The 24,522-nt window shown below is 67.1% G+C and carries 27 protein-coding genes; 10 read left to right on the forward strand and 17 right to left on the reverse strand.

The window, feature by feature from the left end:
• Window positions 1–103: 103 nt before the first annotated feature.
• Entirely contained in the window at window positions 104–1,060 is a 957-nt protein-coding gene (locus tag ACYQ1H_RS11050) for a cation diffusion facilitator family transporter (protein ID WP_460028092.1), read from the reverse strand.
• Between the two features lie 77 nt (window positions 1,061–1,137).
• Here ACYQ1H_RS11050 and ACYQ1H_RS11055 point away from each other — a divergent pair, with 77 nt between their 5' ends.
• Entirely contained in the window at window positions 1,138–1,956 is an 819-nt protein-coding gene (locus ACYQ1H_RS11055; RefSeq protein ID WP_460028093.1) for a hypothetical protein, read from the forward strand.
• Here the strand turns inward: ACYQ1H_RS11055 and ACYQ1H_RS11060 are convergent.
• Window positions 1,943–2,530 carry a hypothetical protein gene (locus tag ACYQ1H_RS11060; protein ID WP_460028094.1) on the reverse strand — a complete coding sequence of 196 codons (588 nt, stop codon included), beginning with the start codon at window positions 2,528–2,530 and terminating at the stop codon, window positions 1,943–1,945. The two genes, ACYQ1H_RS11055 and ACYQ1H_RS11060, sit on opposite strands and share 14 nt — an antisense overlap.
• Complete coding sequence (locus ACYQ1H_RS11065) at window positions 2,530–3,072, reverse strand: FMN-binding protein (protein ID WP_460028095.1); 543 nt, start codon at window positions 3,070–3,072, stop codon at window positions 2,530–2,532. Before ACYQ1H_RS11065 ends, ACYQ1H_RS11060 begins: the two co-directional genes overlap by 1 nt.
• A gap of 199 nt (window positions 3,073–3,271) precedes the next feature.
• On the opposite strand from ACYQ1H_RS11065, the gene ACYQ1H_RS11070 reads away from it, so the two are divergent.
• Together ACYQ1H_RS11070 and ACYQ1H_RS11075 are read left to right on the forward strand one after the other, a co-directional pair.
• The gene (locus tag ACYQ1H_RS11070) at window positions 3,272–4,687 is read left to right on the forward strand and encodes an APC family permease (RefSeq protein ID WP_460028096.1); all 1,416 of its coding nucleotides are present in this window, start codon (window positions 3,272–3,274) and stop codon (window positions 4,685–4,687) included.
• An 87-nt stretch (window positions 4,688–4,774) separates the two neighbouring features.
• Complete coding sequence (locus ACYQ1H_RS11075) at window positions 4,775–5,065, forward strand: hypothetical protein (RefSeq protein WP_460028097.1); 291 nt, start codon at window positions 4,775–4,777, stop codon at window positions 5,063–5,065.
• A gap of 99 nt (window positions 5,066–5,164) precedes the next feature.
• Here ACYQ1H_RS11075 and ACYQ1H_RS11080 read toward each other — a convergent pair whose 3' ends face one another.
• From ACYQ1H_RS11080 to purL, 5 genes are all read right to left on the reverse strand, one after another.
• Window positions 5,165–5,770, reverse strand: a complete 606-nt coding sequence (locus ACYQ1H_RS11080; RefSeq protein ID WP_460028098.1) for a peroxiredoxin — start codon at window positions 5,768–5,770, stop codon at window positions 5,165–5,167.
• 160 nt (window positions 5,771–5,930) lie between these two features.
• The gene (gene aroG / locus ACYQ1H_RS11085) at window positions 5,931–7,031 is read right to left on the reverse strand and encodes a 3-deoxy-7-phosphoheptulonate synthase AroG (protein WP_460028099.1); all 1,101 of its coding nucleotides are present in this window, start codon (window positions 7,029–7,031) and stop codon (window positions 5,931–5,933) included.
• A gap of 65 nt (window positions 7,032–7,096) precedes the next feature.
• Window positions 7,097–8,050 (reverse strand): lysylphosphatidylglycerol synthase domain-containing protein, encoded by a 954-nt coding sequence (locus ACYQ1H_RS11090; protein ID WP_460028100.1) that lies wholly within the window; start codon window positions 8,048–8,050, stop codon window positions 7,097–7,099.
• A 46-nt stretch (window positions 8,051–8,096) separates the two neighbouring features.
• Window positions 8,097–8,699 (reverse strand): hypothetical protein, encoded by a 603-nt coding sequence (locus tag ACYQ1H_RS11095; RefSeq protein WP_460028101.1) that lies wholly within the window; start codon window positions 8,697–8,699, stop codon window positions 8,097–8,099.
• A gap of 2 nt (window positions 8,700–8,701) precedes the next feature.
• The gene (purL, locus tag ACYQ1H_RS11100; RefSeq protein WP_460028102.1) at window positions 8,702–12,571 is read right to left on the reverse strand and encodes a phosphoribosylformylglycinamidine synthase; all 3,870 of its coding nucleotides are present in this window, start codon (window positions 12,569–12,571) and stop codon (window positions 8,702–8,704) included.
• A gap of 164 nt (window positions 12,572–12,735) precedes the next feature.
• Here purL and ACYQ1H_RS11105 point away from each other — a divergent pair, with 164 nt between their 5' ends.
• On the forward strand, window positions 12,736–12,876 hold the full coding sequence (locus ACYQ1H_RS11105; RefSeq protein ID WP_460028103.1) for a hypothetical protein: 141 nt from the start codon (window positions 12,736–12,738) through the stop codon (window positions 12,874–12,876).
• Between the two features lie 98 nt (window positions 12,877–12,974).
• On the opposite strand, the gene bamC is transcribed toward ACYQ1H_RS11105, so the two are convergent.
• Together bamC and dapA are read right to left on the reverse strand one after the other, a co-directional pair.
• Window positions 12,975–13,724: an NlpB/DapX family lipoprotein gene (gene bamC, locus ACYQ1H_RS11110; RefSeq protein ID WP_460028104.1), complete on the reverse strand. Its 750-nt coding sequence runs from the start codon at window positions 13,722–13,724 to the stop codon at window positions 12,975–12,977.
• Window positions 13,714–14,598, reverse strand: coding sequence for a 4-hydroxy-tetrahydrodipicolinate synthase (gene dapA, locus ACYQ1H_RS11115; protein ID WP_460028105.1), 885 nt, complete (start codon window positions 14,596–14,598; stop codon window positions 13,714–13,716). The genes bamC and dapA overlap by 11 nt, the downstream gene beginning before the upstream one ends.
• 150 nt (window positions 14,599–14,748) lie before the next feature.
• On the opposite strand from dapA, the gene ACYQ1H_RS11120 reads away from it, so the two are divergent.
• The 4 genes from ACYQ1H_RS11120 to ACYQ1H_RS11135 all read left to right on the forward strand — a co-directional run bounded on the left by ACYQ1H_RS11120 (window position 14,749) and on the right by ACYQ1H_RS11135 (window position 16,920).
• The gene (locus tag ACYQ1H_RS11120) at window positions 14,749–15,285 is read left to right on the forward strand and encodes a glycine cleavage system transcriptional repressor (RefSeq protein WP_460028106.1); all 537 of its coding nucleotides are present in this window, start codon (window positions 14,749–14,751) and stop codon (window positions 15,283–15,285) included.
• 64 nt (window positions 15,286–15,349) lie between these two features.
• On the forward strand, window positions 15,350–15,826 hold the full coding sequence (locus ACYQ1H_RS11125) for a peroxiredoxin (protein WP_460028107.1): 477 nt from the start codon (window positions 15,350–15,352) through the stop codon (window positions 15,824–15,826).
• Between the two features lie 3 nt (window positions 15,827–15,829).
• Entirely contained in the window at window positions 15,830–16,210 is a 381-nt protein-coding gene (locus ACYQ1H_RS11130) for a hypothetical protein (RefSeq protein WP_460028108.1), read from the forward strand.
• 47 nt (window positions 16,211–16,257) lie between these two features.
• The gene (locus ACYQ1H_RS11135; RefSeq protein WP_460028109.1) at window positions 16,258–16,920 is read left to right on the forward strand and encodes an alpha/beta hydrolase; all 663 of its coding nucleotides are present in this window, start codon (window positions 16,258–16,260) and stop codon (window positions 16,918–16,920) included.
• 19 nt (window positions 16,921–16,939) lie between these two features.
• On the opposite strand, the gene prmA is transcribed toward ACYQ1H_RS11135, so the two are convergent.
• The 7 genes from prmA to cutA form a co-directional block, all read right to left on the reverse strand.
• Complete coding sequence (gene prmA, locus ACYQ1H_RS11140; RefSeq protein ID WP_460028110.1) at window positions 16,940–17,818, reverse strand: 50S ribosomal protein L11 methyltransferase; 879 nt, start codon at window positions 17,816–17,818, stop codon at window positions 16,940–16,942.
• Entirely contained in the window at window positions 17,818–19,164 is a 1,347-nt protein-coding gene (accC, locus tag ACYQ1H_RS11145; protein WP_460028111.1) for an acetyl-CoA carboxylase biotin carboxylase subunit, read from the reverse strand. Before accC ends, prmA begins: the two co-directional genes overlap by 1 nt.
• A gap of 45 nt (window positions 19,165–19,209) precedes the next feature.
• Entirely contained in the window at window positions 19,210–19,671 is a 462-nt protein-coding gene (gene accB, locus ACYQ1H_RS11150; protein WP_460028112.1) for an acetyl-CoA carboxylase biotin carboxyl carrier protein, read from the reverse strand.
• Window positions 19,672–19,676: 5 nt separating this feature from the next.
• A complete protein-coding gene (gene aroQ, locus ACYQ1H_RS11155; RefSeq protein WP_460028113.1) occupies window positions 19,677–20,129 on the reverse strand; it encodes a type II 3-dehydroquinate dehydratase in 453 nt (150 codons plus the stop codon).
• A 103-nt stretch (window positions 20,130–20,232) separates the two neighbouring features.
• A complete protein-coding gene (locus tag ACYQ1H_RS11160) occupies window positions 20,233–20,745 on the reverse strand; it encodes a TlpA family protein disulfide reductase (protein ID WP_460028114.1) in 513 nt (170 codons plus the stop codon).
• A complete protein-coding gene (locus tag ACYQ1H_RS11165; protein WP_460028115.1) occupies window positions 20,742–23,066 on the reverse strand; it encodes a protein-disulfide reductase DsbD in 2,325 nt (774 codons plus the stop codon). The genes ACYQ1H_RS11160 and ACYQ1H_RS11165 overlap by 4 nt, the downstream gene beginning before the upstream one ends.
• A gap of 2 nt (window positions 23,067–23,068) precedes the next feature.
• A complete protein-coding gene (gene cutA / locus ACYQ1H_RS11170) occupies window positions 23,069–23,398 on the reverse strand; it encodes a divalent-cation tolerance protein CutA (protein ID WP_460028116.1) in 330 nt (109 codons plus the stop codon).
• Between the two features lie 51 nt (window positions 23,399–23,449).
• On the opposite strand from cutA, the gene ACYQ1H_RS11175 reads away from it, so the two are divergent.
• Both ACYQ1H_RS11175 and ACYQ1H_RS11180 read left to right on the forward strand, forming a co-directional pair.
• On the forward strand, window positions 23,450–23,887 hold the full coding sequence (locus tag ACYQ1H_RS11175; protein ID WP_460028117.1) for an FxsA family protein: 438 nt from the start codon (window positions 23,450–23,452) through the stop codon (window positions 23,885–23,887).
• Window positions 23,888–23,998: 111 nt separating this feature from the next.
• Window positions 23,999–24,505 carry a peroxiredoxin gene (locus ACYQ1H_RS11180; RefSeq protein ID WP_460028118.1) on the forward strand — a complete coding sequence of 169 codons (507 nt, stop codon included), beginning with the start codon at window positions 23,999–24,001 and terminating at the stop codon, window positions 24,503–24,505.
• Window positions 24,506–24,522: the final 17 nt, after the last annotated feature.

A 24,522-nucleotide genomic window follows, 5' to 3' on the forward strand; every position in this document is an offset into this window, starting at 1 on the left:
AAAAATAGGGGTCGCCGGAAGCGCGGGCCTTTCCCGAAAGGTCGGCCCGCTGCAGCAGCGTCCCGCCCCGGATGGCTCGCCGCCGCGGAGCGACCTTGGCTGCCTAATGCGGATGCGACGCTCCGTCATGACGGGGGCGGGCCGCATCGCAGTAGAGCGCGTCGGGACAGCGCTCCGAGGATTCGAACTGGAAGGTCGCGTGGTTGATGCCGAAATCGTGCGCCACCAGCGCCGCCAGCCGGTCGCCGAGATGCGTGGCGGCACTCACCGGCATGTCGTCCACCAGCACATGCGCGGAGAGGAAACGCAGGCTGCGCGACAGGCTCCAGACATGCAGGTCATGCACGCCGCGAACGCCATCGACCTGCATCAGGTCGCGGACCAGCGTGCTCATCTCGATATCGCGCGGTGTACTCTCGAGCAGGATATCGACGGTTTCGCGCACAATCAGCCAGGCATTCCAGAGGATCAGGCCGGCGATCAGGACGCTGGCGAGCGGGTCCAGCCAGTCCAGGCCGGTCAGGTAGATGCCGATGCCGGCCAGGATCGCACCCAGCGTCGACAGCACATCACCGAGCAGGTGCAGGAAGGCGCTGCGCAGATTGAGATCATGCTCGGCGCCATGGCTGACCAGCCAGGCCGTGAGCCCGTTGACCAGCAACGCGGCCGTGCCGACACTCATGAGAATGTTCGCGTCCACCGCCGCCACCGGGGCCTGGAAACGCGACCAGGCCTCGTAGCAGATGCCGGCGGCAATGAAGGCCAGGGTGGTGGAATTCACCAGCGCCGCGAGAATCCCCACCCGGTGATAGCCGAAGGTCTTGCCGGCGTGCGCCGGTCGTCCGGCCAAGTTCAGGGCATGCCAGGAGAGGGCCAGGGCCGCGACGTCGGTGAGGTTGTGGACCGCATCGGTCAACAGTGCCAGACTGTGGGCGGCAATGCCTGCCACCGCCTCGATGACCACGAAGCCCAGCGTCACGACGAGGGCGATCAGCAGCCGGCTGCGGGTACCCGGCGCGTGGCTGGAAGTCGCCGGGTGATGGTGATGATGACGACTCATGGCTCACCGACCGCTAAGCGACGCTGCGCAGGCAGCCGGCGCGGGAGATATCGGGGCCTTTCATAGCGGGATGGATCATGAACATTCGACCGATGGCAACCCTGTTGGCGGCGCTGGCCCTGTTGACGCCTGACGCCGGGGCCAATGCCATCCTGACCTATCGCTGGCAGCACGACGGACAGACGGCGATACAGACTGTCAGCATACAGGATGGCATGCTCTGGATCACGGGCCTGGGCGGTGACCCGCAGCTGGAGACCGTCTATGACCGCCAGCGGGAGCAGCTGGCCCTGATCGACCACCGCCGCCAGCGCATCACACCGATCGACGCCGCCAGTGTCGGCAAGCTGGCGGGCTACCTGGAGGATATCGCTCCCCTGCTGCGCGGCATGAGTGGCCAGATCCAGCGACTCAGCCCGGAGCAGAGGAAAAAGTGGGCCGGGATGCTGGGTGACTTCCCCCTGGATGCCTTCGACATCGCCCGCAAGGAACTGGAGCACACGCAGCTGAAATCCGCCGACAAGCCGAAGGCCGTGGCGGGCATTCCCTGCCATTTGCTGCGGCTCAGCAGCGGCAAGACGACCGAGCTGGACCTCTGCCTGGCGACGCCGGAGGCGCTGAACCTGAACGCTGACGACACGCAGACCCTGGCGGCCCTGAGCCGCCTGAGCCAGCGGCTTGCCGGTCAGGCGCAGGCAATCGCCGCACGCTTCGGACTGGCGCTCGGCCGCCAGGATCTGGAGCGCCTGAGCGGCGTTCCCGTGGCCGTCAGGGAGCTCAAGGGTCACCCTCCGCGGACCCTGGAGCTGGAACGGGTACAGACCGTGACCAGCGCCCTCAAGAAGCCGGAAATCCCCGAAGGCGGCTATCAGGTCGAGCGGCTCAGGCTCTGGTAGCGCTGGGCCGCGGCGCGCGCGAACGCCCCTTGGCGGCGTCGGCGTGCTTGGCCTGGGCGTGATGCGCCCGCTTGCGGACGCTCGCCAGCCGCATCTCATGCCGCTGCCGCCAGAGCGACCAGGCCACCAGGACGATCAGGGAACCCAGACTCAGCTCCAGCATCACGAACATGGCGATCTTGAGGTAGGCAAAACCCGGGTGGACGAACCGCACCAGCCAACCGGCCGCCTCGTCGCCGATGGCGGCAAGGTAGACCGCGAGGCTGAGCCCGATCTTCAGCAGGACCGGCAGCTGGGCGAACAGCAGCAGATGGGTCAGCGTCACCGCCAGCATGCCCATCGAAAACAGATGCGCGTGCGAAACCTCCAGCAGGCTCTGGTAGCTGCGCGGCTCGGTGAAGTTGGCCTCGGAGCCAAGGTAGTACGCCACCACCGAATCGGCCGTAAGATTCATCTTGTGGAAATACATGAGACCGATGCTGATCCACAGCACCAGCATGTAGACCATGAACAGCAGGACCACGGTATTGAGCAGCAGCTGCCGGTTCTGCTCGCCGGTCACGAAGTAGCGCATCAGTTGGCCGCTCCCGCCACGGCAATCTGGTAGACCGCCATGGCCTTGCGGATGCCGTCCAGCGAAGCCCGGACGCTCAGGGTTGCGCCACTGATACCGTCCACGCCCTGGTCCAGCCGCAGCTCCGCGATCGGCTTGTGCAGCAGTGTCCCGAACCAGGTTGTCGGCGGCTTGTATTCCGGTGGCTCGTGAAAGGCCAGGATCTCGGACCTGGCCAGCTCACCCTTGGGCGACAGCACGATCAGCATAGTTTCCGGCTGCGTGCGCACCTTGTGCGACTCGATCGCCGCATAGCCGAGCAACTGGCCGTTCCGGCGGCCCTCGTAGAAGGTGTAGAGCTGGCTGTCGACCTTGACACGGGCCAGTTTCTCGATGGCAGCCTGCTGCTCGTCGGTGAGGAACACCGGCAGGTTTTCGATCTGGGCGCCTACGCCGAAAGCCAGCTCAAAGGCTTCCTCCTTGCTGTAGAACACCTCGGCACGGGCCATGCCCTGCCACAAGACCAGGCTTGCCAGCAGCCAGCAAACGCGGAATTTCAACATTCGCATGATCGGGGTCGGAAAGGGAATCGGGAAAACGTAAGGATATGCCACTGTAAATGACAACAACTTGCGATTCAATCTGGGTCTTATCAACCCTACCGCCGGCAATGCTCGATACGTGCCTTCGCAAAGGCCCGGGACGCCGGCGCGCATCCGGGTAGACTCTGCCGTTTCACCTGCACCCAACCCCGGAGATTCCGTGCCCACCCCGATCCGTCCTCCGCTCCACCCGGAGCTTCAGCGTGCGCTCGGTCCCTTCAGTGCCGGTGCGATTCTGGCCGGCACGGTCATCGGCACCGGCATTTTCCTGGTGCCATCCACCATGGCGCGGGAAACCGGCACGGTCGCGGGCGTCTTCGCAGTCTGGCTGTTCGGCGCCCTGCTTTCGCTGTGCGGTGCCCTGAGCTACGCGGAACTGGGCTCCAGCCTGCCCGAGGCCGGCGGCGAATACGCCTTCCTGCGCAGGGCCTACGGCCCGGTGTGGGGATTTCTCTATGGCTGGCAGCAGATCGTCATTGGCAAGACCGGCTCCATCGCCGCCATCGGCATCGCCGCCAGCCTGTTCATCGGCTACCTCCTGCCGGGACTGGAGGCCGATTGGCTGCACTGGGGGCTGTTGCGGCTCTCCGGCCAGCAGGTGGTGGCGATAGGCTGCATCGCCCTGCTGACCATGGCGAACCTGTTCGGCGTGGCCCGGGGCGGCGCCCTGCAAGGCGTGCTGACAACGCTGAAGATCGGCGCGATCCTCGGGCTGGTGATGCTCGCCTTCGGCAGCGGCCAGGGAAACTGGACACATTTTTCCGACCCTGCCCCGGCCATGCCGGCATGCGACCTGCCGGACAGGCTCGCCGCCTACGGGGCGGCCCTGGCCGCGGCGCTGTGGGCCTACGACGGCTGGCACAACCTGACCCTGGTCGGCGGGGAGATCCGCGACCCGCACCGAACCATTCCCCGGGTACTGCTGGTCGGGATTCTGGGCGTCGCCACGGTCTACATGCTGGCCAACCTGGCCTATTTCTACGTCCTGCCCTTCCCGGAGGTCCAGCACTCGCAGCGGGTGGCGCAGGATGTGGCAACACGACTGCTCGGCCAGGCCGGCGGACAGGCCCTGACACTGGCCGCCGTGGTTTCCACCCTGGCGGCCCTCAACGGCTCCATCCTCTCGGGCGCGCGCGTCTTCTTCGCCATGGCCCGCGACGGCCTGTTCTTCCGCAGCCTGTCGGCCATCGACCCCCTTCACCGGACGCCGCGGCGGGCCCTGATACTGCAAGGGTGTCTGGCCTCCCTGCTGATCGTGGCGCTGGCCCACGACAAGGCGGCCTTCGAGCGGGTGCTGGACTACGCCCTGCTCGGTGCCTGGGGCTTCTATGGCCTGACCTCGCTGGCGGTGATCGCCCTGCGCCGCGGACATCCGGAATTGCCCCGCCCCTACCTGACCTTCGGCTATCCCTGGGTGCCGCTGACATTCAGTTTCGTGGCGCTGCTGTTCTGTATTAGCATCGTCGCCCGGCGGCCCTGGGAAAGCCTGATGGGACTGCTGCTGCTGGGAGCCGGATTGCCCTTCTACCGCTATTGGCAGCGCCGCAACCACGCCCGACACGGGCAGGCAGACTGAACCAACGCATCGCCATCGGGTCACTGTGCCGGGCTCACCGGTCCTGTGTGTGCCCTTGTCCAAAAACGATAACAACGAGGTAACAACATGATTGGCGGCATTCTCGCGATCCTCATCGCCCTCTGGTACTACCGCACCGCCGAGGCCCGTCACCTGCCGGGTTTCCAGTGGGCGGCCGGCGGCGCCATCGCCTACTACGTCCCGAACTTCCTCTGGAGCCTGCTGGTAGCCAAGCCGATGATGAATCAGCTGCATGCGCAGAACGCGACCGGCATGGCCTCCCTGCTGGGATTCTCCTCGGTCTTCGTCGGCGCAGCCGTGGCGGTACTGGTCTACTTCCTGGTGTTGCGACGAACCTCGACGCCGGAATCGAACTGAACGTTCTCCCCCGCAAAACGCAAAGGGGCCGGTCGTCCTGACGACCGGCCCCTGCGTGCAGGCGCCCGGCGATGCCGGGCGCCCATCTATCGACTGCGCTTACAGCTTGCCGGCGTTCTCGGCCAGGTAGCTGGCGACACCCTCGGCATTGGCGTTCATGCCCTTCTGCCCCTTGTTCCAGCCGGCGGGGCAAACCTCGCCATGCGCCTCGAAGAACTGCAGGGCATCGACCATGCGGATCAGTTCGTCCATGTTGCGGCCCAGCGGCAAGTCGTTGACCACCTGGTGGCGGACCACGCCGCTCTTGTCGATCAGGAAGGTGCCGCGGTAGGCGACGGCAGCGCCCTCGACTTCCACATCATAGGCCTTGCAGATGGCATGGCTGACGTCGGCGATCATGGTGTAACGCACCGGCCCGATGCCGCCCTTGTCGACCGGCGTGTTGCGCCAGGCGGCATGGGTGAACTGGGAGTCCACGGAAACCGCCAGCACCTCGACACCGCGGCTCTTCAGTTCGTCCAGACGGTGATCCAGCGCGATCAGCTCGGTCGGGCAGACAAAGGTGAAATCCAGGGGATAGAAGACCACGGCCACGTACTTGCCCTTGGTCCGTTCGGAGAAGCTGTAATCGTCGACGATGCTGCCGCAGCCTAGAACCGCGGCTGCCTTGAAATCGGGGGCTTGCTTGCCAACCAGTACGCTCATTTACGGATCTCCTCTACAGTTGATGTGAACAATGCGAAGTTAACGAACACCGGGCGAGCCACCCTCGGGGACGGCGGCGACCGCTGCGTCCGGAGGCCCGAATTCTACAGCAAATTAGTAGGAAATCAGGCGCCGGCCGCGGAGACCACCGGAATTCCGCTCAGGAGGTCTGCGCCCGCCGTCTGACCACCGCGACGGCCAGCTGTTGCAGGAGTTTCTCGCTGTCGTCCCAGCCCAGACAGGCATCGGTGATGCTGACCCCATGGCTCAGCGGCTTGCCCGGTTCCAGTTTCTGGCTGCCGGGATTGAGATGGCTCTCCACCATCACGCCGAAGATGCGGCGGTCACCCTCGGCGATCTGCGCGCCGACTTCCTCGCTGACCTGCATCTGCCGATGGTACTGCTTGAGGCTGTTGGCATGGCTGAAGTCGATCATGATGGTGGGCGGCAGTCCCGCCTTCTCCAGGGCCTCCGCCACGTGCTGAACGCTGACCGCGTCGTAGTTCGGCCGGTCGTTGCCGCCGCGCAGGATGACATGGCAGTCCTTGTTGCCGGTGGTGGAGAAAATGGCCGAATGTCCCGCCTTGGTCAGCGACAGGAAGTGATGCGGGCGCCGGGCCGCGTGGATGGCGTCGATGGCCACCTGAACGCCGCCGTCGGTGGCGTTCTTGAAGCCCACCGGGCAGGACAGCCCCGATGCTAGCTCGCGATGGACCTGGCTTTCCGTGGTGCGGGCACCGATGGCACCCCAGGCGATCAGGTCGGAAACGTACTGTGGCGAGATGACATCGAGGTACTCCGTGGCCGCCGGCACGCCCAGCTCGTTGAGGTCGCGCAGCAATTTGCGCGCAGTGCGCAGGCCCTTGTTGATGTTGAAGCTTTCGTCGAGATCGGGATCGTTGATCAGGCCCTTCCATCCCACCGTGGTGCGTGGCTTCTCGAAATACACCCGCATGACGATGAGCAGCTCGCGCTCCAGGCCTTTCCGCACCGCCAGCAGGCGCCTGCCATACTCGATGGCAGCCTCGGGATCATGGATGGAGCAGGGCCCGATGATGACCAGCAGCCGATCGTCGGAGCCGTTCAGGATCTGGTGAATTTCGCGGCGGGCCTTGAGCACCACCTCGGCAGCGGCGGCGGTGATGGGAAATTCGTCGTGGGCCTGGTTCGGGGCGATGACCTCCTTGATTTCGGTGATGCGGAGATCGTCGGTATTGTAGGGATTATGGGCAACCGGCACGGTGTCCTCGGACTGATTCATGACTGGATTCCACCTTGGAAGAGCCCGTGGCGGGCTCCGGAAAAATTGGGGACGGGACATCTATCTTAACGTGGCGGCCGGTCCGGGGCTACTTGGGGGCCTTCCCCCGCCAGCCCCAGGCAGAGGGCGCCCGGCAGCGCCACCAGAAGATGCGCCGCGCCGTAGACCAGCGAAACCGCCAGACTCTGCTCGGCACTCAGGCCGGCGGGCGCCAGCAGGATCACGGCCGCCGCCTCGCGCTTGCCCCAGTCCGAGACCATCCCCGGCAGCACGCTCACGCCCAGCAGCAGCAGGGGCGCCAGCAGCGCCACCTCGACCAGCGATCCGGCCAGTCCCAGCCCGGCGGCGGCCAGCACCAGGTTCAGGACCAGCAGCAGCTGTATCAGCAGGGAGAGGAGAAAATGGCCCGGCCGGCGCAAGGGATTCAGGACCGTGCCGAGTTCCGTCGCGTAGCGGCCGAGAAAGGGCCACAGCCGCGCCGCCAGCCAGCCGCCGACGGCAATGGCGCCGAGCAGCAACAAGCCCAGCGCCGCTACCTCGGCAACGGGTCCCGCCGGCAGGCTGAAGCGTTGCCTCAGCCAGGGCGTCAACCCCACCGCCATCAGCAGCAGGACGGCATGCCCGGAGCAGCGATCGACGATCTGGCTGAGCAAGAGGCGCCCATCCTCGGCCAGCCCCCGCAGGAAACGGAAGCGGGCCAGCTCGCCGACCAGCAGCGGCGGCCCCAGTTCGGCCATGGCCTGGCTCAGCCACAGGCCGCGCAGAAACACGCCATAGCGCACCGGGATACCCAGGGCGTGGGCGATAAGCGACCAGCGCCAGGCGAACAGCCCCAGCAGCGCCGCGCAGACCAGCAGCATCGCCAGGCCATGGACGGGATCGAAGCCCCGCAGTACGGACAGCAGGGCGGCCCGGTCCATGCGCGACGACAGGATCAGGATCACCACAGCCACCAGCGCCCAGCGGACCGGCCGGTGTCGCGACAACGCCCGCCAGCGCGCCAGCCGGCCCGCGCTCACGACGAGGACAACGGCAGTCCGGCTACCCCTGCCCCGCCGGGAACCCTCACCACAGATTCCAGCGACTGTTCGGCACCGACCACTTGAGATTGGCGGTGGCCTTCTGTCCGCCCCGTACGCGGATCTTCTTCATCACGCTGCCGGCAAGATCATGGTAGCGGTTGCCATAGTAGAAGTTGTGCTCGTCCCAGAGATGCGGCTGCCAGACGATCTTCGCCACCAGGTAGTACTCGCCGTCGGCGACACTGCCGAAGTGGAAATGGCCATCCGCATCGCAGGATACCGCGCGGCTGGTCTCAAGAAAGGCGGTATCGACGGCCGGCCCGCCTGCGCCCTGGCTGTCCGGGCGATAGAAGAAATCCGGCGGTGCCAGGCGACGTTCGAGCTCGACCGGCTCGTAGACCCGGCGCGCCCACTCGCGGGCATAGGCGGTGGCCGGATAGAGCGTGGCGGACTCCCCCGCGCAGGAGACCACGCCGCCACTGGACAGCCACAGGAGGGCGATACCGGAAATCTCGTTGTTGCCCGGCGCCAGCTGGCTGCGGGCCCTGGCCCTGTCGAACGCCACCGTGATGGGCGCAGGCGGCTGGCTGGCGCAGCCCGCCAGCAGGCCGATGGCCAGGCAGGCCCCGATGGCTCCCCGCCGCATGCTCAGCCCACCCAGCGCCGGGCGTTGCGGAACATGCGCATCCAGGGCCCGTACTCACCCCAGTCCGGCGAACGCCACGAGTTCTGCACCGCACGGAAACAGCGCTCCGGGTGCGGCATCATGATGGTGTAGCGGCCATCCAGGGTGGTCAGGCCGGTAATGCCTGCCGGCGAACCGTTGGGATTGGCCGGGAAGGTCTCGGTCACGCGGCCGTAATGGTCGACGTAGCGCAGCGCCACCTGTGTGTCGTCGGCGCGCGCCGCGGTGAATTCTGCGCGGCCCTCGCCATGGGCGACGACCACCGGCAGCCGCGCCCCGGCCATGTCGGCCAGCAGGATCGACGGCGAGGATTCCACCTGCACCATCGTCACCCGCGCCTCGAACTGCTCGGAGAAATTGCGCCGGAAGGTCGGCCAGCCGGCCGCGCCGGGAATCAGCTCGGCCAGGTGCGACAGCATCTGGCAACCGTTGCAGACACCCAGTCCGAAGGTATCGGAGCGCTGGAAGAACGCCTCGAACATCGCCCGGGCCCCGGGGTTGAGCAGGATGGACTTGGCCCAGCCGCCGCCGGCGCCCAGCACATCGCCATAGGAGAATCCGCCGCAGGCCACCAGGCCCTGGAAATGCGCCAGCGTGACCCGCCGTTCGAGCAGGTCGCTCATGTGCACGTCCACGGCCAGGAAGCCGGCCCGATCGAAGGCGGCGGCCATTTCCACATGCCCGTTGACGCCCTGCTCACGCAGGATGGCCACGCGCGGCCGGGCCTTGGTAAGGTACGGCGCGGCGATATCCTCGGCGATGTCGAAAGGCGTGACCGCCGACAGGCCGGGATCGGCATCGTCGGCGATGGCCTCGAATTCCTGGCGGGCGCAATCCGGGTTGTCCCGCAGAGCCTGCAGGCGATGGCTGGTCTCGGACCAGAGCGACTGCCACTCGGCCCGCGTACCGGCGAGATACACCGCCGGGCCGCAGCGGAAGACGATGCGGCCCCCGGCCCTCGGCGCCCCGAGGACATGACAGCAATCGCCGAGCCCGGCCGCCGCCAGCCGATCCGACACCGCTGCCAGATCGGCGACGCGCACCTGCAGGACGGCGCCCAGTTCCTCGTTGAACAGCGCCGCCAGGGTATCCTCGCCCAGGGGCGCGAGATCGACCTCCAGCCCGCAGCGGGCGGCGAACGCCATCTCGCATAGCGTGGCGAACAGACCGCCGTCCGAGCGGTCGTGATAGGCCAGAAGCAACCCCTCGGCGCCGAGCGCCTGGAGGGTCGCGAAGAAGGCCCGGAAGCGGGCCGGATCGTCGAGATCGGGGCAGACATTGCCGAGCTGTCCATGAACCTGCGCCAGGATCGAGCCACCCAGCCGGTTGCGGCCACCGCCGAGGTCGACCAGCAGCAGGCGCGTTTCGCCGGCGTCCCGCCGCAGTTCCGGTGTCAGGGTCGCGCGGATGTCGGTCACCGGCGCGAAGGCGCTGACGATGAGCGACAGCGGCGCCCGCATGGCGACTTCCACGCCGTCCTGGCGCCAGACTGTCTTCATGGACAGCGAATCCTTGCCCACCGGGATCGCGATACCCAGCGCGGGGCACAGTTCCAGGCCGACGGCGCGAACGGTATCGAACAGGCGGGCATCCTCGTCCGGCGCGCCGACCGCCGCCATCCAGTTGGCGGACAGCCTGACGTCGGCCAAGCTGGCGATGCGCGCGGCGGCCAGGTTGGTCAGCGCCTCGCCGATGGCCATGCGGCCCGCGGCCGGCGCGTCGATCAGCGCCAGCGGCGTGCGCTCGCCCATGGCCATGGCCTCGCCGGTATGGGCGTGGAAACCGGTGGCGGTCACGCCGACATCGGCCACCGGCACCTGCCAGGGACCGACCATCTGGTCGCGGGCGACCAGCCCGCCCACCGAGCGATCGCCGATGTGGATGAGGAAGCTCTTGTCGGCCACCGCGGGACAGCGCAGCACCCGCCGTGCCGCCTCGGCAGGCACGATGTCGGCCAGCGACAGGGCCGGCAGCGCCGGACTGTCGCGGCGCGCCTCGCGCAGCATCTTCGGCGGCTTGCCGAACAGCAACGCCATCGGGATGTCGACGGCATCCCCGCCAAGCAGGCGATCGGCCAGCACCAGCCGCTCCTCGGCCGTGGCATGGCCGATCACCGCATAGGGACAGCGCTCGCGTTCGCAGAAGGCCTCGAACCGCGCCAGCCCCTCGGGCTTAAGCGCCAGGACGTAGCGCTCCTGCGATTCGTTGCACCAGATCTGCATCGGCGACATGCCGGGTTCGTCGCTGAGCACCTCGCGCAGTTCGAAGCGTCCGCCGCGGCCAGCGTCGTGGATGATCTCCGGCACGGCGTTCGACAGGCCGCCGGCGCCGACATCGTGGATGGACAGGATCGGCGTGTCCGCGCCCAAGGCATTGCAGCGGTTGATGACTTCCTGGCAGCGGCGCTGCATCTCCGGGTTGTCGCGCTGCACCGATGCGAAGTCGAGATCCTCGGCGCTCTCGCCCGACGCCACCGAGGAAGCTGCGCCACCGCCGAGACCAATCAGCATCGCCGGTCCGCCCAGGACCACGATGGGCGCGCCCGGGGGAACGGGGTCCTTGCCCAGTTGGGTCGGGCGGATGTTGCCCAGGCCGCCTGCCAGCATGATCGGCTTGTGATAGCCGCGCAGCCCCTGCCCCGCGGGATCGGGCTGCTCGAAGGTGCGGAAATAGCCGCAGATGTTGGGCCGGCCGAACTCGTTGTTGAACGCCGCGCCGCCCAGGGGCCCGGCGATCATGATGTCGAGGGCCGAAGCGATGCGGCCCGGCTTGCCGTGATCGCGCTCCCAGGGCTGCTCGAAACCCGGAATGCGCAGGTTCGATACCGAGAAACCGGTCAGGCCGGCCTTGGTGTGGGAACCCCGGCCGGTCGCCGCCTCGTCGCGGATTTCGCCGCCCGACCCGGTGGCCGCGCCGGGAAACGGCGAGATGGCGGTCGGATGGTTATGGGTTTCCACCTTCATCAGCAGATGGGCCGGCTCCTCGCGGTAGCCATATTCCAGCGTGGCCGGATCGCGCAGGAACACCGGCGTCGCCGGTCCCTCGACCACGGCGGCGTTGTCGCTGTAGGCGGACAGGATGCCGGCGGGTGATACCCGGCGGGTGTTGCGGATCATGGCGAACAGGGATCGGTCCTGAACCTCGCCGTCGATCACCCAGTCGGCATTGAAGATCTTGTGCCGGCAGTGCTCGGAATTGGCCTGGGCGAACATCATCAGTTCGACGTCGGTGGGATCGCGGCCCAGGGCGGTGAAGCTCTCTGTCAGGTAGTCGAGCTCATCGTCCGAGAGCGCCAGGCCCAGCGTCCGGTTGGCCGATGCCAGCGCGGCACGGCCGCCGGCGAGCACCGGCACGGTTGCCAGCGGCGCCGGCGGCCGATGGCGAAACACCGCCTCCGCCTCCGCCGGATCCAGCACGGTCTGGGTCATGCGGTCGTGCAGCAGTGCCTGCAAGGCGACCAGCGTCGCCCCGGACAGCGGCCCGCCAGCCGCCTCCAGCGTATACAGGATGCCGCGCTCGATGCGCCGGACGGCGTCCAGGCGGCAACGCCGGGCAATGTCCGTCGCCTTGCTCGACCATGGCGACAGGGTGCCGAGCCGAGGCACCACCAGGCACTGCTGGCCACCCGCCCCCGGCCTTGCCGGCTGGCCATAGTCGAGGATCAGGACCAGGCGCTCGCGTTCCTCGGCCGTGAGTGGCCGCTCCAGCTCGACCAGGTGCACAAAGCCGGCGGACACGGCGGTCACCGCTGGTGCCCGCGCCTGCAGTTCGGCCAGCAGGCGACGGTTACGGAAGGCCGAAAGCGCGGAGGGGCCCGGAAGGGTAAGGAACATGCGTACTATCCTGTAGGTTGTGGCAAGCGTATGGGGCGTGGCAGAGCGGTCGGCCGGTCGGCCGGAACGGGCCGCCGCCTGCGTGAATCATCGGCGCATTCCGGTAAGCTGGCGGGAGAGCGGCCGCGACGCGTGCGGCGTGCGATACGACTCTGGAAGCAAACATGCGAAATCCCTTGCCATGGCTGGCGACCCTGCTGCTGCTCGGGGCGATCACCGCGCTGTACTGGCAGAACCGCCCGACGACCTACCGCACGGCCGATGGCGCCTGCCAATCGCTGACCGTCGAAGACGAATGTGAATGAGCCGCTGGGCGGGCGGCCGGCACCCCATGCCGGGCACGCGTGCCGGTCAGGCCGGCACCGGTTGCCGGATGGAGGAGACTCCCGGGCTGGCGCGGTCCTCAATCCGCGGCGGCCTTCGGCTTGTCGCTCTTGCCGAGCGCGGTGTCCTGCAGCGTCTCGTTCAGCTTCTTCAGGAGATCCAGCCCGGGGCCGTCACGCTGCGGCTGATCCTCGGCATTGAGCACATAGATGGAGGTGACATTGTCCCGTTCCTCCAGCTTGATCCGGTATTCCCTGGTCGCCTCGGGACCATCGCCGAACATCTCCGCCACGTCGCCGAAGAAGCCGCGATCCTCGTAGGGCTTCTGGTCCTTGGCATAGTGGACGAAGTAAAGTCCACCGGAGCGGTTCTGGTCGATGATCTCCAGCTTCAGGCGGCCAATGGCCTTGTTGACCTCGGCCCAGGTGATGTCGAACGGTGCCTGAACCTCGATCAGCGGCACATCCTGGTTGCTCTCGGCCAGTATCGGCGCCGGATGCGCCTTGCCGGCGCGGATCGCCTTGGCGTCGCTCGGATTCATCTCGGCATAGGGTGCCGGGGTAGCCTCGCGGTCGGCGGGCGGCGTCGCCTCGTCCTCGGCGGCGGCGGGCGACTCCCAGGACGGCCGGCGTCCGCTACTGACGCCATCGATGGTCGAGGCGGTCAGATCCGGCGGCACCTCCAGCGGCGGGATCTCGGTACTGTACTGATATTGCTTCTGCTTGTCGGGAAACCAGCCGCTGATGGTGCTGCAACCGCCGAGCAAGGCGACCGCGCCGAGCGCGAGCGCCGTCTCCCGCAGGCGCGAATCCGGTCTGTCAGCAGTCATCCAGCACCCCGGCCTGACAGAGGGCCGCGCGCACCGCGTCCCGGCATCCCTCGGACAGCCAGGTCAGCGGCAGGCGGATACCGGTCCCGATCAGGCCCATTTCGGCCAGGGCCCATTTGACCGGGATGGGATTGGACTCGATGAAAAGTTCGCGATGCAGGCCCTCGAGCCTGGCGTCGAGCGTCAGCGCGAGCTCGGCATCGCCACGACGGGCCGCGGCCACCATCTCGTGCATGAGGCGCGGGGCGACATTGGCGGTCACCGAGATCACCCCGTGACCGCCGCGCGCGCAGAATTCCCGCGCTGTCGCGTCGTCGCCGGAGTAGAGCAGGAAATCCGGCCCGCAGAGCGCCTGAATGTCGCGCAGCCGTTCGAGTTTGCCGGTCGCTTCCTTGATACCGATGATGTTGGGCACGCCGGCCAGCTGTGCCACGGTCGCGGGAAGCATGTCGCAGGCGGTGCGCCCCGGCACGTTGTAGAGAATCTGCGGGAGGTCCACCGCCTCGGCGATGGCACGGTAGTGCCGCACCAGCCCGTCCTGGGTCGGCTTGTTGTAATAGGGCGTGACCAGCAGACAGGCGTCGGCGCCGAGTGCCCTGGCCTGGCGGGTCAGGCTGATGGCCTCGGCGGTGGAATTGGCCCCGGTCCCGGCAATGACGGGAACGCGCCCGGCCACCTGCTCAACGGCAAGCCGGATCACCTCGCAATGCTCGGCCTCGTCCAGGGTCGCCGATTCACCGGTGGTGCCGACCGCCACGATGCCGTCGGTTCCCTCGGCGATATGAAATTCGATCAGCCGCCGCAATCCTTCGCGGTCCAGCGATCCGTCCGCTTGCATCGGCGTGACCAGCGCGACCAGGCTACCTTCAAGCATGCCCTTATCCCAGCTTCAAAAAGTGTGTGATGGTAACGTGGCGCGGCGGGGTCGACAACCGCGCCAAGCCACGCGCGGGGGCAACAGCAGCCTGGAAGCGGATGTCGGAAATGATAAACTCCGGACCTTGTCGACCGTCTCATCACACCCATGCAACTCGCGATCACCGTACTCGGCGAAAACCATCCCGATCTCATCATCGAACTGACGCGCGCCATCAAGGACGCCAAATGCATGATCCTGGAGAGCCGCATGACCGAGCTCGGACGGGAGTTCGCCGCGCACCTGCTGGTGGAGGGCAACTGGAACCACATTGCCCGGCTCGAGAATGCCATGGAAAACCTCGGCAATCGCTACAAGCTCAAGATTCACCTGCTGCGCAGCCAGGAACAGGAATTGCCCCCGGAAAACGAGGATCAGGGCCTGCCCTACGCCATCGACATCTTCGCCACCGACCAGATCAACAACATTCACGATCTCAGCGATTTCCTGGCCAGCCGCGGCGTCGGCATCATGGACATTTCCACCAGCCGCTATCCGGCACCCCTGACCGGCTCGCCGCTGTTCCTGGCGCACATGATCGTGCGCATTCCCACCGGCACCCGCATCGTGTCGCTGCGTGACGAATTCCTGGATTTCTGCGACCAGATGAATCTCGACGCGATCCTGGAACCGGTCAAACGCTGACGAAGTCGGAGAGCGATCCCGCCAAGGGAGCCGTCAACCGCCATCCACCGATCAGGAGAACGCCATGAGCGCACCATCCCCGGGACAGACCGTAGCCGACTTTTCCGCCGCCGCAACCTCCGGCAAGACCATTTCCCTGGCCGATCTCCGGGGATGTTACCTGGTTCTCTACTTCTACCCCAAGGACAGCACCCCGGGATGCACCCGGGAGGGCCAGGATTTCCGCGACCTCTACCCGGCCTTCCAGACCCTGGGCGCGGAAATCCTGGGGGTTTCGCGGGACAGCCTGAAATCGCACGAGAACTTCAGGTGCAAGCAGTCCTTTCCGTTCGAGCTGCTTTCGGACAGCGACGAGAGCCTCTGCCGACTGTTCGACGTGATCAAGCTGAAGAACATGTACGGCCGCGAGGTGCAGGGCATCGAGCGCAGCACCTTCCTCATCGACCCGGACGGCAGGCTGGCCGCCGAATGGCGCAAGGTCAGCGTCAAGGGCCATGCGGCCGACGTGCTGGAAAGGCTGCGATCGCTGACAGCCGGCTGAGGGATGACGGACAGGCGCGCGGCACTGGTGCTGCCCCTGGCGCTGCTGGCGGGACCCGTTGCCGCCGAAACCGTGTATCGGTGCCAGCAGAACGGCAGCGTCGCTTTCCGGCAGAGCCCCAGCGATCCCAGCTGCCGGGCCTTGGACGTCCGGGCGGACGAGCCCGACGCCGAAACCGCAGCGCGGCAACGCGACGAACTGCAACGATGGCGGGAACGGCGCAGCCGAACCGCCGCCACGAAACGCGCCCGGAATGCGGCAACAAGGCCGCCGGATCGTTCGCGGAACGGCAACGAGGCAGGGCCGGACATTACCACCGAGGCGCTTCAGCTGCCCCGGGAACTAGATTTCGGCGAACCGGCCATACCGCCCGACGGCCGTTGAGGGCTGTCTTCCCCCCCCCTTTTCCTGTTATCGAGACCGAGTCCCGCATGAGCGACGAACGCTTGCCCGCCATTCGCCTTGAACCTGTCCGGGACCATCGCGCCACGATCATCTGGCTGCATGGCCTCGGGGCCGACGGCCACGATTTCGCGCCGGTGGCGACCGAGCTGCGACTGCCGGCCGAACTGGGCGTCCGCTTCATCCTGCCGCACGCGCCGGAACGCCCGGTTACCGTCAATGGCGGCTACCGCATGCGGGCCTGGTACGACATCGTCGCGACCGCTATCGACCGCCAGCCCGATCGCGCCGGCATCGAGGACTCCCGAGAGGCCGTAACGGGATTGATCGATGCCGAGCTGGCGAGCGGCATCCCGGCCGAACGCATCCTGGTCGCGGGCTTCTCCCAGGGCGGCGTGATCGCGCTGGAAACGGTCAGCCAGCATCAGGACAGGCTGGGCGGGGCCATCGCCCTGTCCTGCTATCTGGGTCGCACCGCGGAGGAATGGCCCAGGGCGGGCTGGCCGATACCCGTGTTCCTGGCGCACGGCCGCGAGGACGGCATCGTGCCGCTGGCGCTGGGCCAGGCCGCCCGCAATACCCTGCAGCGGCAGGGCTATGCCGTCGAATGGCACGAGTACCCGATGCCGCACTCGGTCTGCCGCGAGGAGCTCGAGGATATCCGCGCCTGGCTGCTGGCGCGGCTGGCCTGAGACAGACGCCGGGGACGAATCAAGCGTTGCGCTTGACGCCGCTCAGCAGCGCCCATTCCTCGCGCAGCCTTGCCGGCGCGAACGCGACACGATCGGCATAGACGGCCTCGACCTCTGCGGCCTGTTCGGCCAGGAGCCCCGACAGCGCCAGCCGACCGCCCGGCCGCAACGGCGCGAGGATGGCATCGGCCAGTGCCACCAGGGGACCGGCGAGAATGTTCGCGACCACCACATCGGCGGAGGCGAGCGGGCGGCCATCCGGCTGGCCCAGCGTCAGCCGCGACGCGACGCCATTCTTGCGGGCGTTATCCTCGCTGGCGATCAGGGCCTGCGGGTCGATGTCGACACCCTGCGCCTGCGCGGCGCCGAGCTTCAGCGCGGCGACGGCAAGAATGCCGGAGCCGCAGCCGTAATCCAGCACCCGCCGGCCGGCCAGGTCGAGTCCGTCCAGCCATTCGAGGCACAGGGCCGTGGTCGGATGGGTGCCGGTGCCGAACGCCAGCCCGGGGTCGAGCGTCACGTTGACCGCGTCGGGCTCCGGCGGCGCGAAGCCGCTGGGGCAGATCCACAGTCGCCGGCCGAAGCGCATGGGCCGGAAATGTTCCAGCCAGGCCCGTTCCCAGACCTGATCCTCAAGTGTCGCGCTGTCCCAAGTGGTGATCTGACCATCGAAGGCCCGGCGGGCGCCGGCCTCCAGGCCCGCCGTGTCGATATCGGCCTCGAACAGCGCCGTTACCCGCGTCTGCTGCCACAGGGGTGTTTCGCCGGGCAGTGGTTCGAACAGCGGCTGGTCGCCGGCGTCGTCGAAGCTCACCGACAGGGCGCCACGCGCCAGGAACCAGTCGGCAACCGGCTCCGCCAGCGCCGCCGCCACGGTGGCCGACAGCTGACGCCACATCAGTGCTTCAGTCCCAGCTTCTTTTCCAGATAGTGGATGTTCTGCCCGCCGGCATCGAAGCCCGGATCGTTGATGATGTCGAGCAGCAGCGGGATGTTGCAGTTGATGCCGCCGATGACCATCTCGTTGAGTGCCGTGCGCATGCGGGCGATGGCGCTGGCGCGGTCCTCGCCGTGGGCGATGAGCTTGCCGATCATCGAGTCGTAGTACGGCGGTACCTTGTAGCCATTGTAGATATGGGTCTCGACGCGGATGCCGGGACCGCCGGGCATGTGGAACTGCTCGATCAGGCCGGGGCTGGGGATGAAGCTACGCGGGTCCTCGGCATTGATGCGGCATTCGATGGCGTGGCCGCGCAGCCGGACATCGGACTGCCGGAAGGAGAGCGGCTCGCCCGAGGCGACCAGCAGTTGCTCCTTGACGATGTCGAAGCCGGTGATCATCTCGGTCACCGGGTGCTCGACCTGGACGCGGGTATTCATCTCGATGAAGTAGAACTCGCCGTCCTGGTAGAGGAACTCGAAGGTGCCGGCACCGAGATAGCCGATTTCTTGGCAGGCCCTGACGCAGCGCAGGCCCATTTCCTGGCGCTTTTCCTCGCTGATGCCAGGCGCCGGGGCCTCCTCCACCACCTTCTGATGGCGGCGCTGCATGGAGCAGTCGCGCTCGCCCAGGTGCACACAGTTGCCGTGGCTGTCGGCGATCAGCTGGAATTCGACATGCCGCGGGTTCTCGAGGAATTTCTCCATGTAGACCATGTCGTTGCCGAACGCCGCCGCCGCCTCGCCCTTGGTCAGCGTGATGGCGCTGTGCAGGTTGGCCTCGCTGTGCACCACGCGCATGCCGCGGCCACCGCCGCCGCCGGCAGCCTTGATGATGATGGGGAAACCGATGCGCTTGGCGATCCTGAGGTTTTCCTCGTAGTCGTCGCCCAAGGGCCCGTCCGAGCCCGGCAGGCAGGGAATGCCGGCCTTTCTCATGGCCTCGATGGCCGATACCTTGTCACCCATGACGCGGATGGTCTCGGGCTTCGGGCCGATGAAGATGAAGCCACTCTGGATCACCCGCTCGGCGAAGTCCGCGTTCTCCGACAGGAAGCCATAGCCGGGGTGAATGGCCACCGAGTCCGTCACCTCGGCCGCGCTGATGATGGCCGGCACATTCAGGTAGCTCTCCTTGGAGGGCGCGGGGCCGATGCAGACCGACTCGTCGGCCAGGCGCACGTGCTTGAGGTCGCGGTCAGCCTCGGAGTGGACGGCCACGGCCTTGATGCCGAGCTCCCGGCAGGCCCGCAGGATACGCAGGGCGATTTCGCCCCGATTGGCAATCAGGATTTTACCGATCATGGTTGAAGTCCGGGGAAGTGGACGAGGATGGACGCCGGCGCCGGCTTACTCGATGACGAACAGCGGCTGGTTGTATTCGACGGGCTGGGCGTTCTCGACCAGGATCTTGGTCACCTTGCCGGCCTTGTCCGCCTCGATCTGATTGAGGATCTTCATGGCCTCGATGATGCAGAGCGTATCGCCCGCCTCGACCCGCTGGCCCAGCTCGACGAATACCTTGGCGCCGGGCGTCGGCGATCGGTAGAAGGTGCCCACCATCGGCGAGCGCACGATGTGGCCGGTGAGCGGATCGGCCTCGCCCTTGCGGGCGGCCGGCTCGGCAGCCGGGGCCAGTCCGGCCTGGGCCAGCGGCGCTGCCGCGGGCGGTGCAGCATACACCGGGGCCGGCGGCACCAGGGCACTGAGCCGGCTGATGCGGACGGATTCTTCCCCCTCGTGAATCTCGATCTCGGCGACGTCGGATTCGCCGATCATGTCGATCAATTTTTTTATTTTTCGAATATCCATAGGTTTTACTGACCTTGCTGTGAATGGAGGGCATCGCTGGCGGCCTGCAGGGCCAGCTCGTATCCGATCGGGCCCAGACCGCAGATCACGCCGCGGGCAATATCGGACAGATAGGAACGATGGCGAAAGGATTCCCGGGCGTGGACATTCGAGAGGTGCACCTCGATGAACGGTATCCGCGTCGCCAGCAAGGCGTCCCGCAAGGCGATGCTGGTATGGGTATAGGCGCCGGGATTGATGAGGATGAAATCCACGCCCTCATGGTAGGCGGCATGGATGCGCTCGATGAGTTCGTGCTCGGCGTTGCTCTGGAAACAGACGAGCCGATGGCCCAGTCGCCGGCCCGATTCGCCTAGGGCCGCCTCGATCTCGGCCAGGGTTTGCCGACCATAGACTCCCGGCTCGCGCACCCCCAGCAGGTTCAGGTTCGGACCGTTGAGGACGAGGATGCTGGCCATTGGGAGGGAAAGGGTTCAGAAGCGCCGAAAAGCGCCGGTATTTTGCCGAAACCTCGTCCCGATGTCCATGAAACGCGCCATTGGCGCAAAAGCCGCGAGCAGGCTATGGCGGGGTTCCCAGCAGGGGTAAAACCTGTTCCAGCACCATTTCGCGCCGGAACAAACCGGTATGGGCGAAAACCTGCCGTCCGTCGCGGTCGAAAACCACCGAGAACGGCAGGGCGGAAAGCCGATTGCCCAGACTGTCGGCCCAGCCCGGGATCCGCGCATCGCCAACGAGCACCGGGTAATTGACCGGATGCCGGGCCAGGTAGGCGCGGACTTCGCCCGGGTCGTCGATGGCGATGCCGACGAACTGCAGGCCACGCCCGCCGAGTTCCGCCTGCAGGGCCGCGAAGGCCGGCATCTCCTCCCGGCAGGGCGGACACCAGGTGGCCCAGAAGTTCACCACCAGCACCTGGCCGCGCCAATCGGCGAGCCGGTGGGCATGACCATCGAGATCGACCAGCGTCGGTTCGGGCAGGGGAGCCGGCAACCGGGTCGATAGCAGGCGATGGGCCAGGAAACCCGCCATCAGGGCCAACAGCGCCAGCATGGCCAGCAACAGCCGCCTCATGGATGCAGAACCTTGTTGACGTGCCCCAGGAAGGCGTCGGCCTCCAGGTAGCCAATCACGCGCAACGGCTTGCGCTCGGCGCCATCGGGAGCGAAAAACAGCGTCGCCGGCGGGCCGACCAGGCCGAAATGCTTCATCAGCGCAGCGTTGGCCTCGGAATTCTCGGTGACGTCCGCCTTCAGCAACAACAGGGGACTCAGGGCCTCGATCACCCGCGGATCGGTAAAGGTATAGCGTTCCATCTCCTTGCAGGACACGCACCAGTCGGCATAGAAATCCAGCATCACCGTCTGGCCGCGCGCCGCGGCGTCGGCCAGCATGCGGTTCAGTTCGGCCAGCGACCCGACCGACCGGAATGCCAGCTTCGCCGGCCCCGGCGACCGGGCGCCGGCCGCCGACGGCAAACCGGCCAGGCCGCGCAACGGCTGCAAGGGATCGGGGTTGTTGGCGGCAACGCCGATCAGCATCAGCACGCCATAGGCCAGCATGGCGATCCCGATGCCTTTCCACAGCCTGCGCCAGCCCGAGGCAGCCGACGGCAGCGCGTCCAGCGCGCCCATGTAGATAGCCGGCACGATCAGCAGCAGGGCCCACAGCAGCAGGGTGACCGCCGGCGGCAGGACACGGTCCAGCAGCCAGACCGCAATGGCCAGGAGCCCGACGCCGAACACCGCCTTGACGGCATTCATCCACACCCCGGCACGCGGCAGCAGCTTGCCGGCCGAAGCGCCGATGGCGAGCAGCGGCAGCCCCATGCCCAGCCCCAGGGCGAACAGCGCCAGGCCACCGAGCAGGGCGTCGCCGGTCTGACCGATGTAGATCAGCGCGCCCGCCAGCGGCGCGGCGACGCAGGGCCCGACGATCAGGGCCGAAAGCGCACCCATCAGGGCCGCCCCGGTCAGCGTGCCGCCCTGCTGCCGGTTGCTCAGGCGGGCGAGGCGCGCCTGCAGAAAGCCGGGCAGCTGGAGGCTGAAGAGATCGAACATCGACAGCGCCAGGATCACGAAGACGGCGCTGAACGCCAGGATGATCCGCGGTTCCTGGAACAAGGCCTGGAGATTGCTGCCGAACAGCCCGGCCAATACGCCGAATACCGTATAGGCCAGCGCGGAGGCCAGCACGTAGCTCAGCGACAGCAAGAGCGCCCGGCCGGTGGTGATCTTGTGGCCATGGCCGACGATGATGCCGGACAGGATCGGGATCATCGGGAAAATGCAGGGCGTGAAGGCCAGCAGCACACCCATGCCGAGGAAGCTCAGCGCGGTCAGCCACACCGAATCCTTCCTGAGGCTGTCGACGATGGCGCACTGCTCGGACAGGCCTTCGGTCTCCACGAAGCCCTCGGGCGAACCGGCCTCGCATTCGCCGGCAAGGCTCGGGGCCTGCCCCGGCTGCGCCAGCGGCGGCGCGGCCCCCGGCTCGCCGGCCGGGACCTCCAGGACTGCCGTTTTCTCCATCGGCGGATAGCAGACACCGCGATCCGCACAGCCCTGGAAAGCGGCCTTCAGCACGATCCTGGCGGCCCGGCCATGGGTCCGCTGCAAGGGCACGGTAAAGCCGATATCCTCGTGAAACACTTCCACGGCGCCGAACTCGGGGTCCTGCTTCGGCTCGCCACGGGGGATGTCGTGGCGCCCCAGCGCCAAGCCGTCGGTCTCCGTCAGGGTCAGGACGAACTTCTCCCGGTACAGGTAGTAGCCGGGCGCGACCTGCCAGCCGACCCAGAGCGTATGGGCGTCGCGCACCTCGGCATGGAAACGGAAAGCTTCGTCGGGAGGCAGCAGCTCGCCCTGCCCGCCCGGTTTCAGGCCCAGCGCCTTGAAGACATCCCGCATGCCGGCGCCCACGTCGTTGGCCGCCACCTGCACCGGCGCAACCGGCCAGTTCAGGGCGACCGTCTGCTTCACCGGCGTATAGCAAACACCGGCGTCGGCGCAGCCCTGTGAAGTCACCTGAATGCGGGCTTCGGTGGCACCGTCATCGCGGCGGATCAGTGGCACCCGGATGTCGACATGGCCGTGATAGACCTCCATGAGGCCGTTGTTCTCGTCATGCTCGGTCGTGCCCCGCGGCATGTCCGGCCGGCCGAGCTCGATGCCCGGGGTCCTGGAGACGAACTTCAGCCGCTCGCGGTACAGGTGGTAACCCTCGGCGATATCCCAGCTGAACACCGCCTGGCTCTTTTCCAGGCGGTAGGACAGCCGGAACGCCGCGTCGCTGCTCAGCAGTTCCTCGCTGGCGAGGGCCAGGACACGCAGCGGCGCGGCCAGAGCCAGACCGAGCAGCAGCAGGCGCAACATCATCAGACCCAGACCCGGCATGCTCACCCCTCCCCGCGCAGCCACTGGCCGATCCACGCCAGATAGGACGGGTTGCCCGCCTCGATCGGAACCGCGACGATTTCCGGCACCGCGTAGGGATGCCGCTCGCCGATCGCCGCCTGCAGACGCGGGTAGCCGTGGCGTGCCGTCTTGATGATCAGCAGATACTCCTCGGTGGTCTCCACTTGCCCCTCCCAGCCATAGATCGAGGTCAGTCCCGGCAGAACGTTGACGCAGGCGGCCAGCCGCTCCTCGACCAGACCGGCGGCCAGGGTGCGGGCTGTCGCGGCGTCCGGACAGGTACAGAAAACTAGACAGTAGGCGTCAGGCATGGCACAAAGCCCGGCAACAAAGTCACGGGATTCTAAACCGCAAAATTCAACATGAATATGAGCCGCCCCTTTTTGTTGCTCGCCGCCGCCCTGCCCTTCATCGAAATCCTGGCCCTGATCCGGCTGGTCACCGCGCTGGGATTCCTGGCGACGCTGGCATGGCTGCTGCTGGCCGCCGCGGCGGGCTTCGCGCTCATCCAGCGGCAGGGCCTGTCGGCCCTGACCCGCTCGCAACAGGCGCTGGCGCGTGGCGAGCTGCCGACCCAGGACGTGGTGAACAGCGGCATCGCCGTGCTGGGGGGCGTGCTGCTGATCGTGCCCGGCCCGTTCAGCGACCTGCTGGCGTTGCCATGCCTGGTACCGGCGACGCGCCGGCGGCTGGCTGACCGGCTCATCGCCGCCCGCTTCGCCGTGCCGGGCACACCCGGTGTTTCCCCGGCGGCCCGCCCCGATTCGGTCATCGAGGGAGAATTCCGCCGCGAGGACTGACGCGGCGGCCATCCCCATGATTTCAGTGTGGTTTTTCCCGGCAACCGCTTTGACTTGCGGTAACGCTTGGGCCATCCTCTGGGCCCCTCAATCCCTGTCAGGACACACACCATGACCATCCAAGTGGGAGCATCGCTGCCTGCCGGCAAGCTGATCGAATGCAGCACATTCGACCCGGACAACGGCTGTCCGGTCAATCCGGAGACCCTGGACGTAACCGCGCAGCTCAAGGGCAGGAAGATCGTCATCTTCGGTCTGCCCGGCGCCTTCACGCCGACCTGCTCGCTCAAGCACCTGCCCGGCTATGTCGAGCAATATGCTGCCCTGAAGGCCAAGGGCGTCGACGAGATCTGGTGCCTGGCGGTGAACGATCACTTTGTCATGGCGGCCTGGGGCCGCGAGCAGCAGGCCATCGGCAAGGTGCGGATGATGGCCGACGGCAGCGCTGAATATGTCAGGCAACTGGGCCTGGACCGCGACCTGACCGCCAACGGCATGGGCATCCGCTCGCAGCGCTTCGCCATGATCGTCGATGACGGCGTGGTGCAGTACCTCGGTGTCGAAGGCTCGGGGCAGTTCGGGGTTTCCAGCGCCGAGGGCGTGCTGGCGCAGCTCTAGGGTTGCCGCTGCGCGCC

The organism is Methyloparacoccus murrellii (assembly GCF_054657115.1).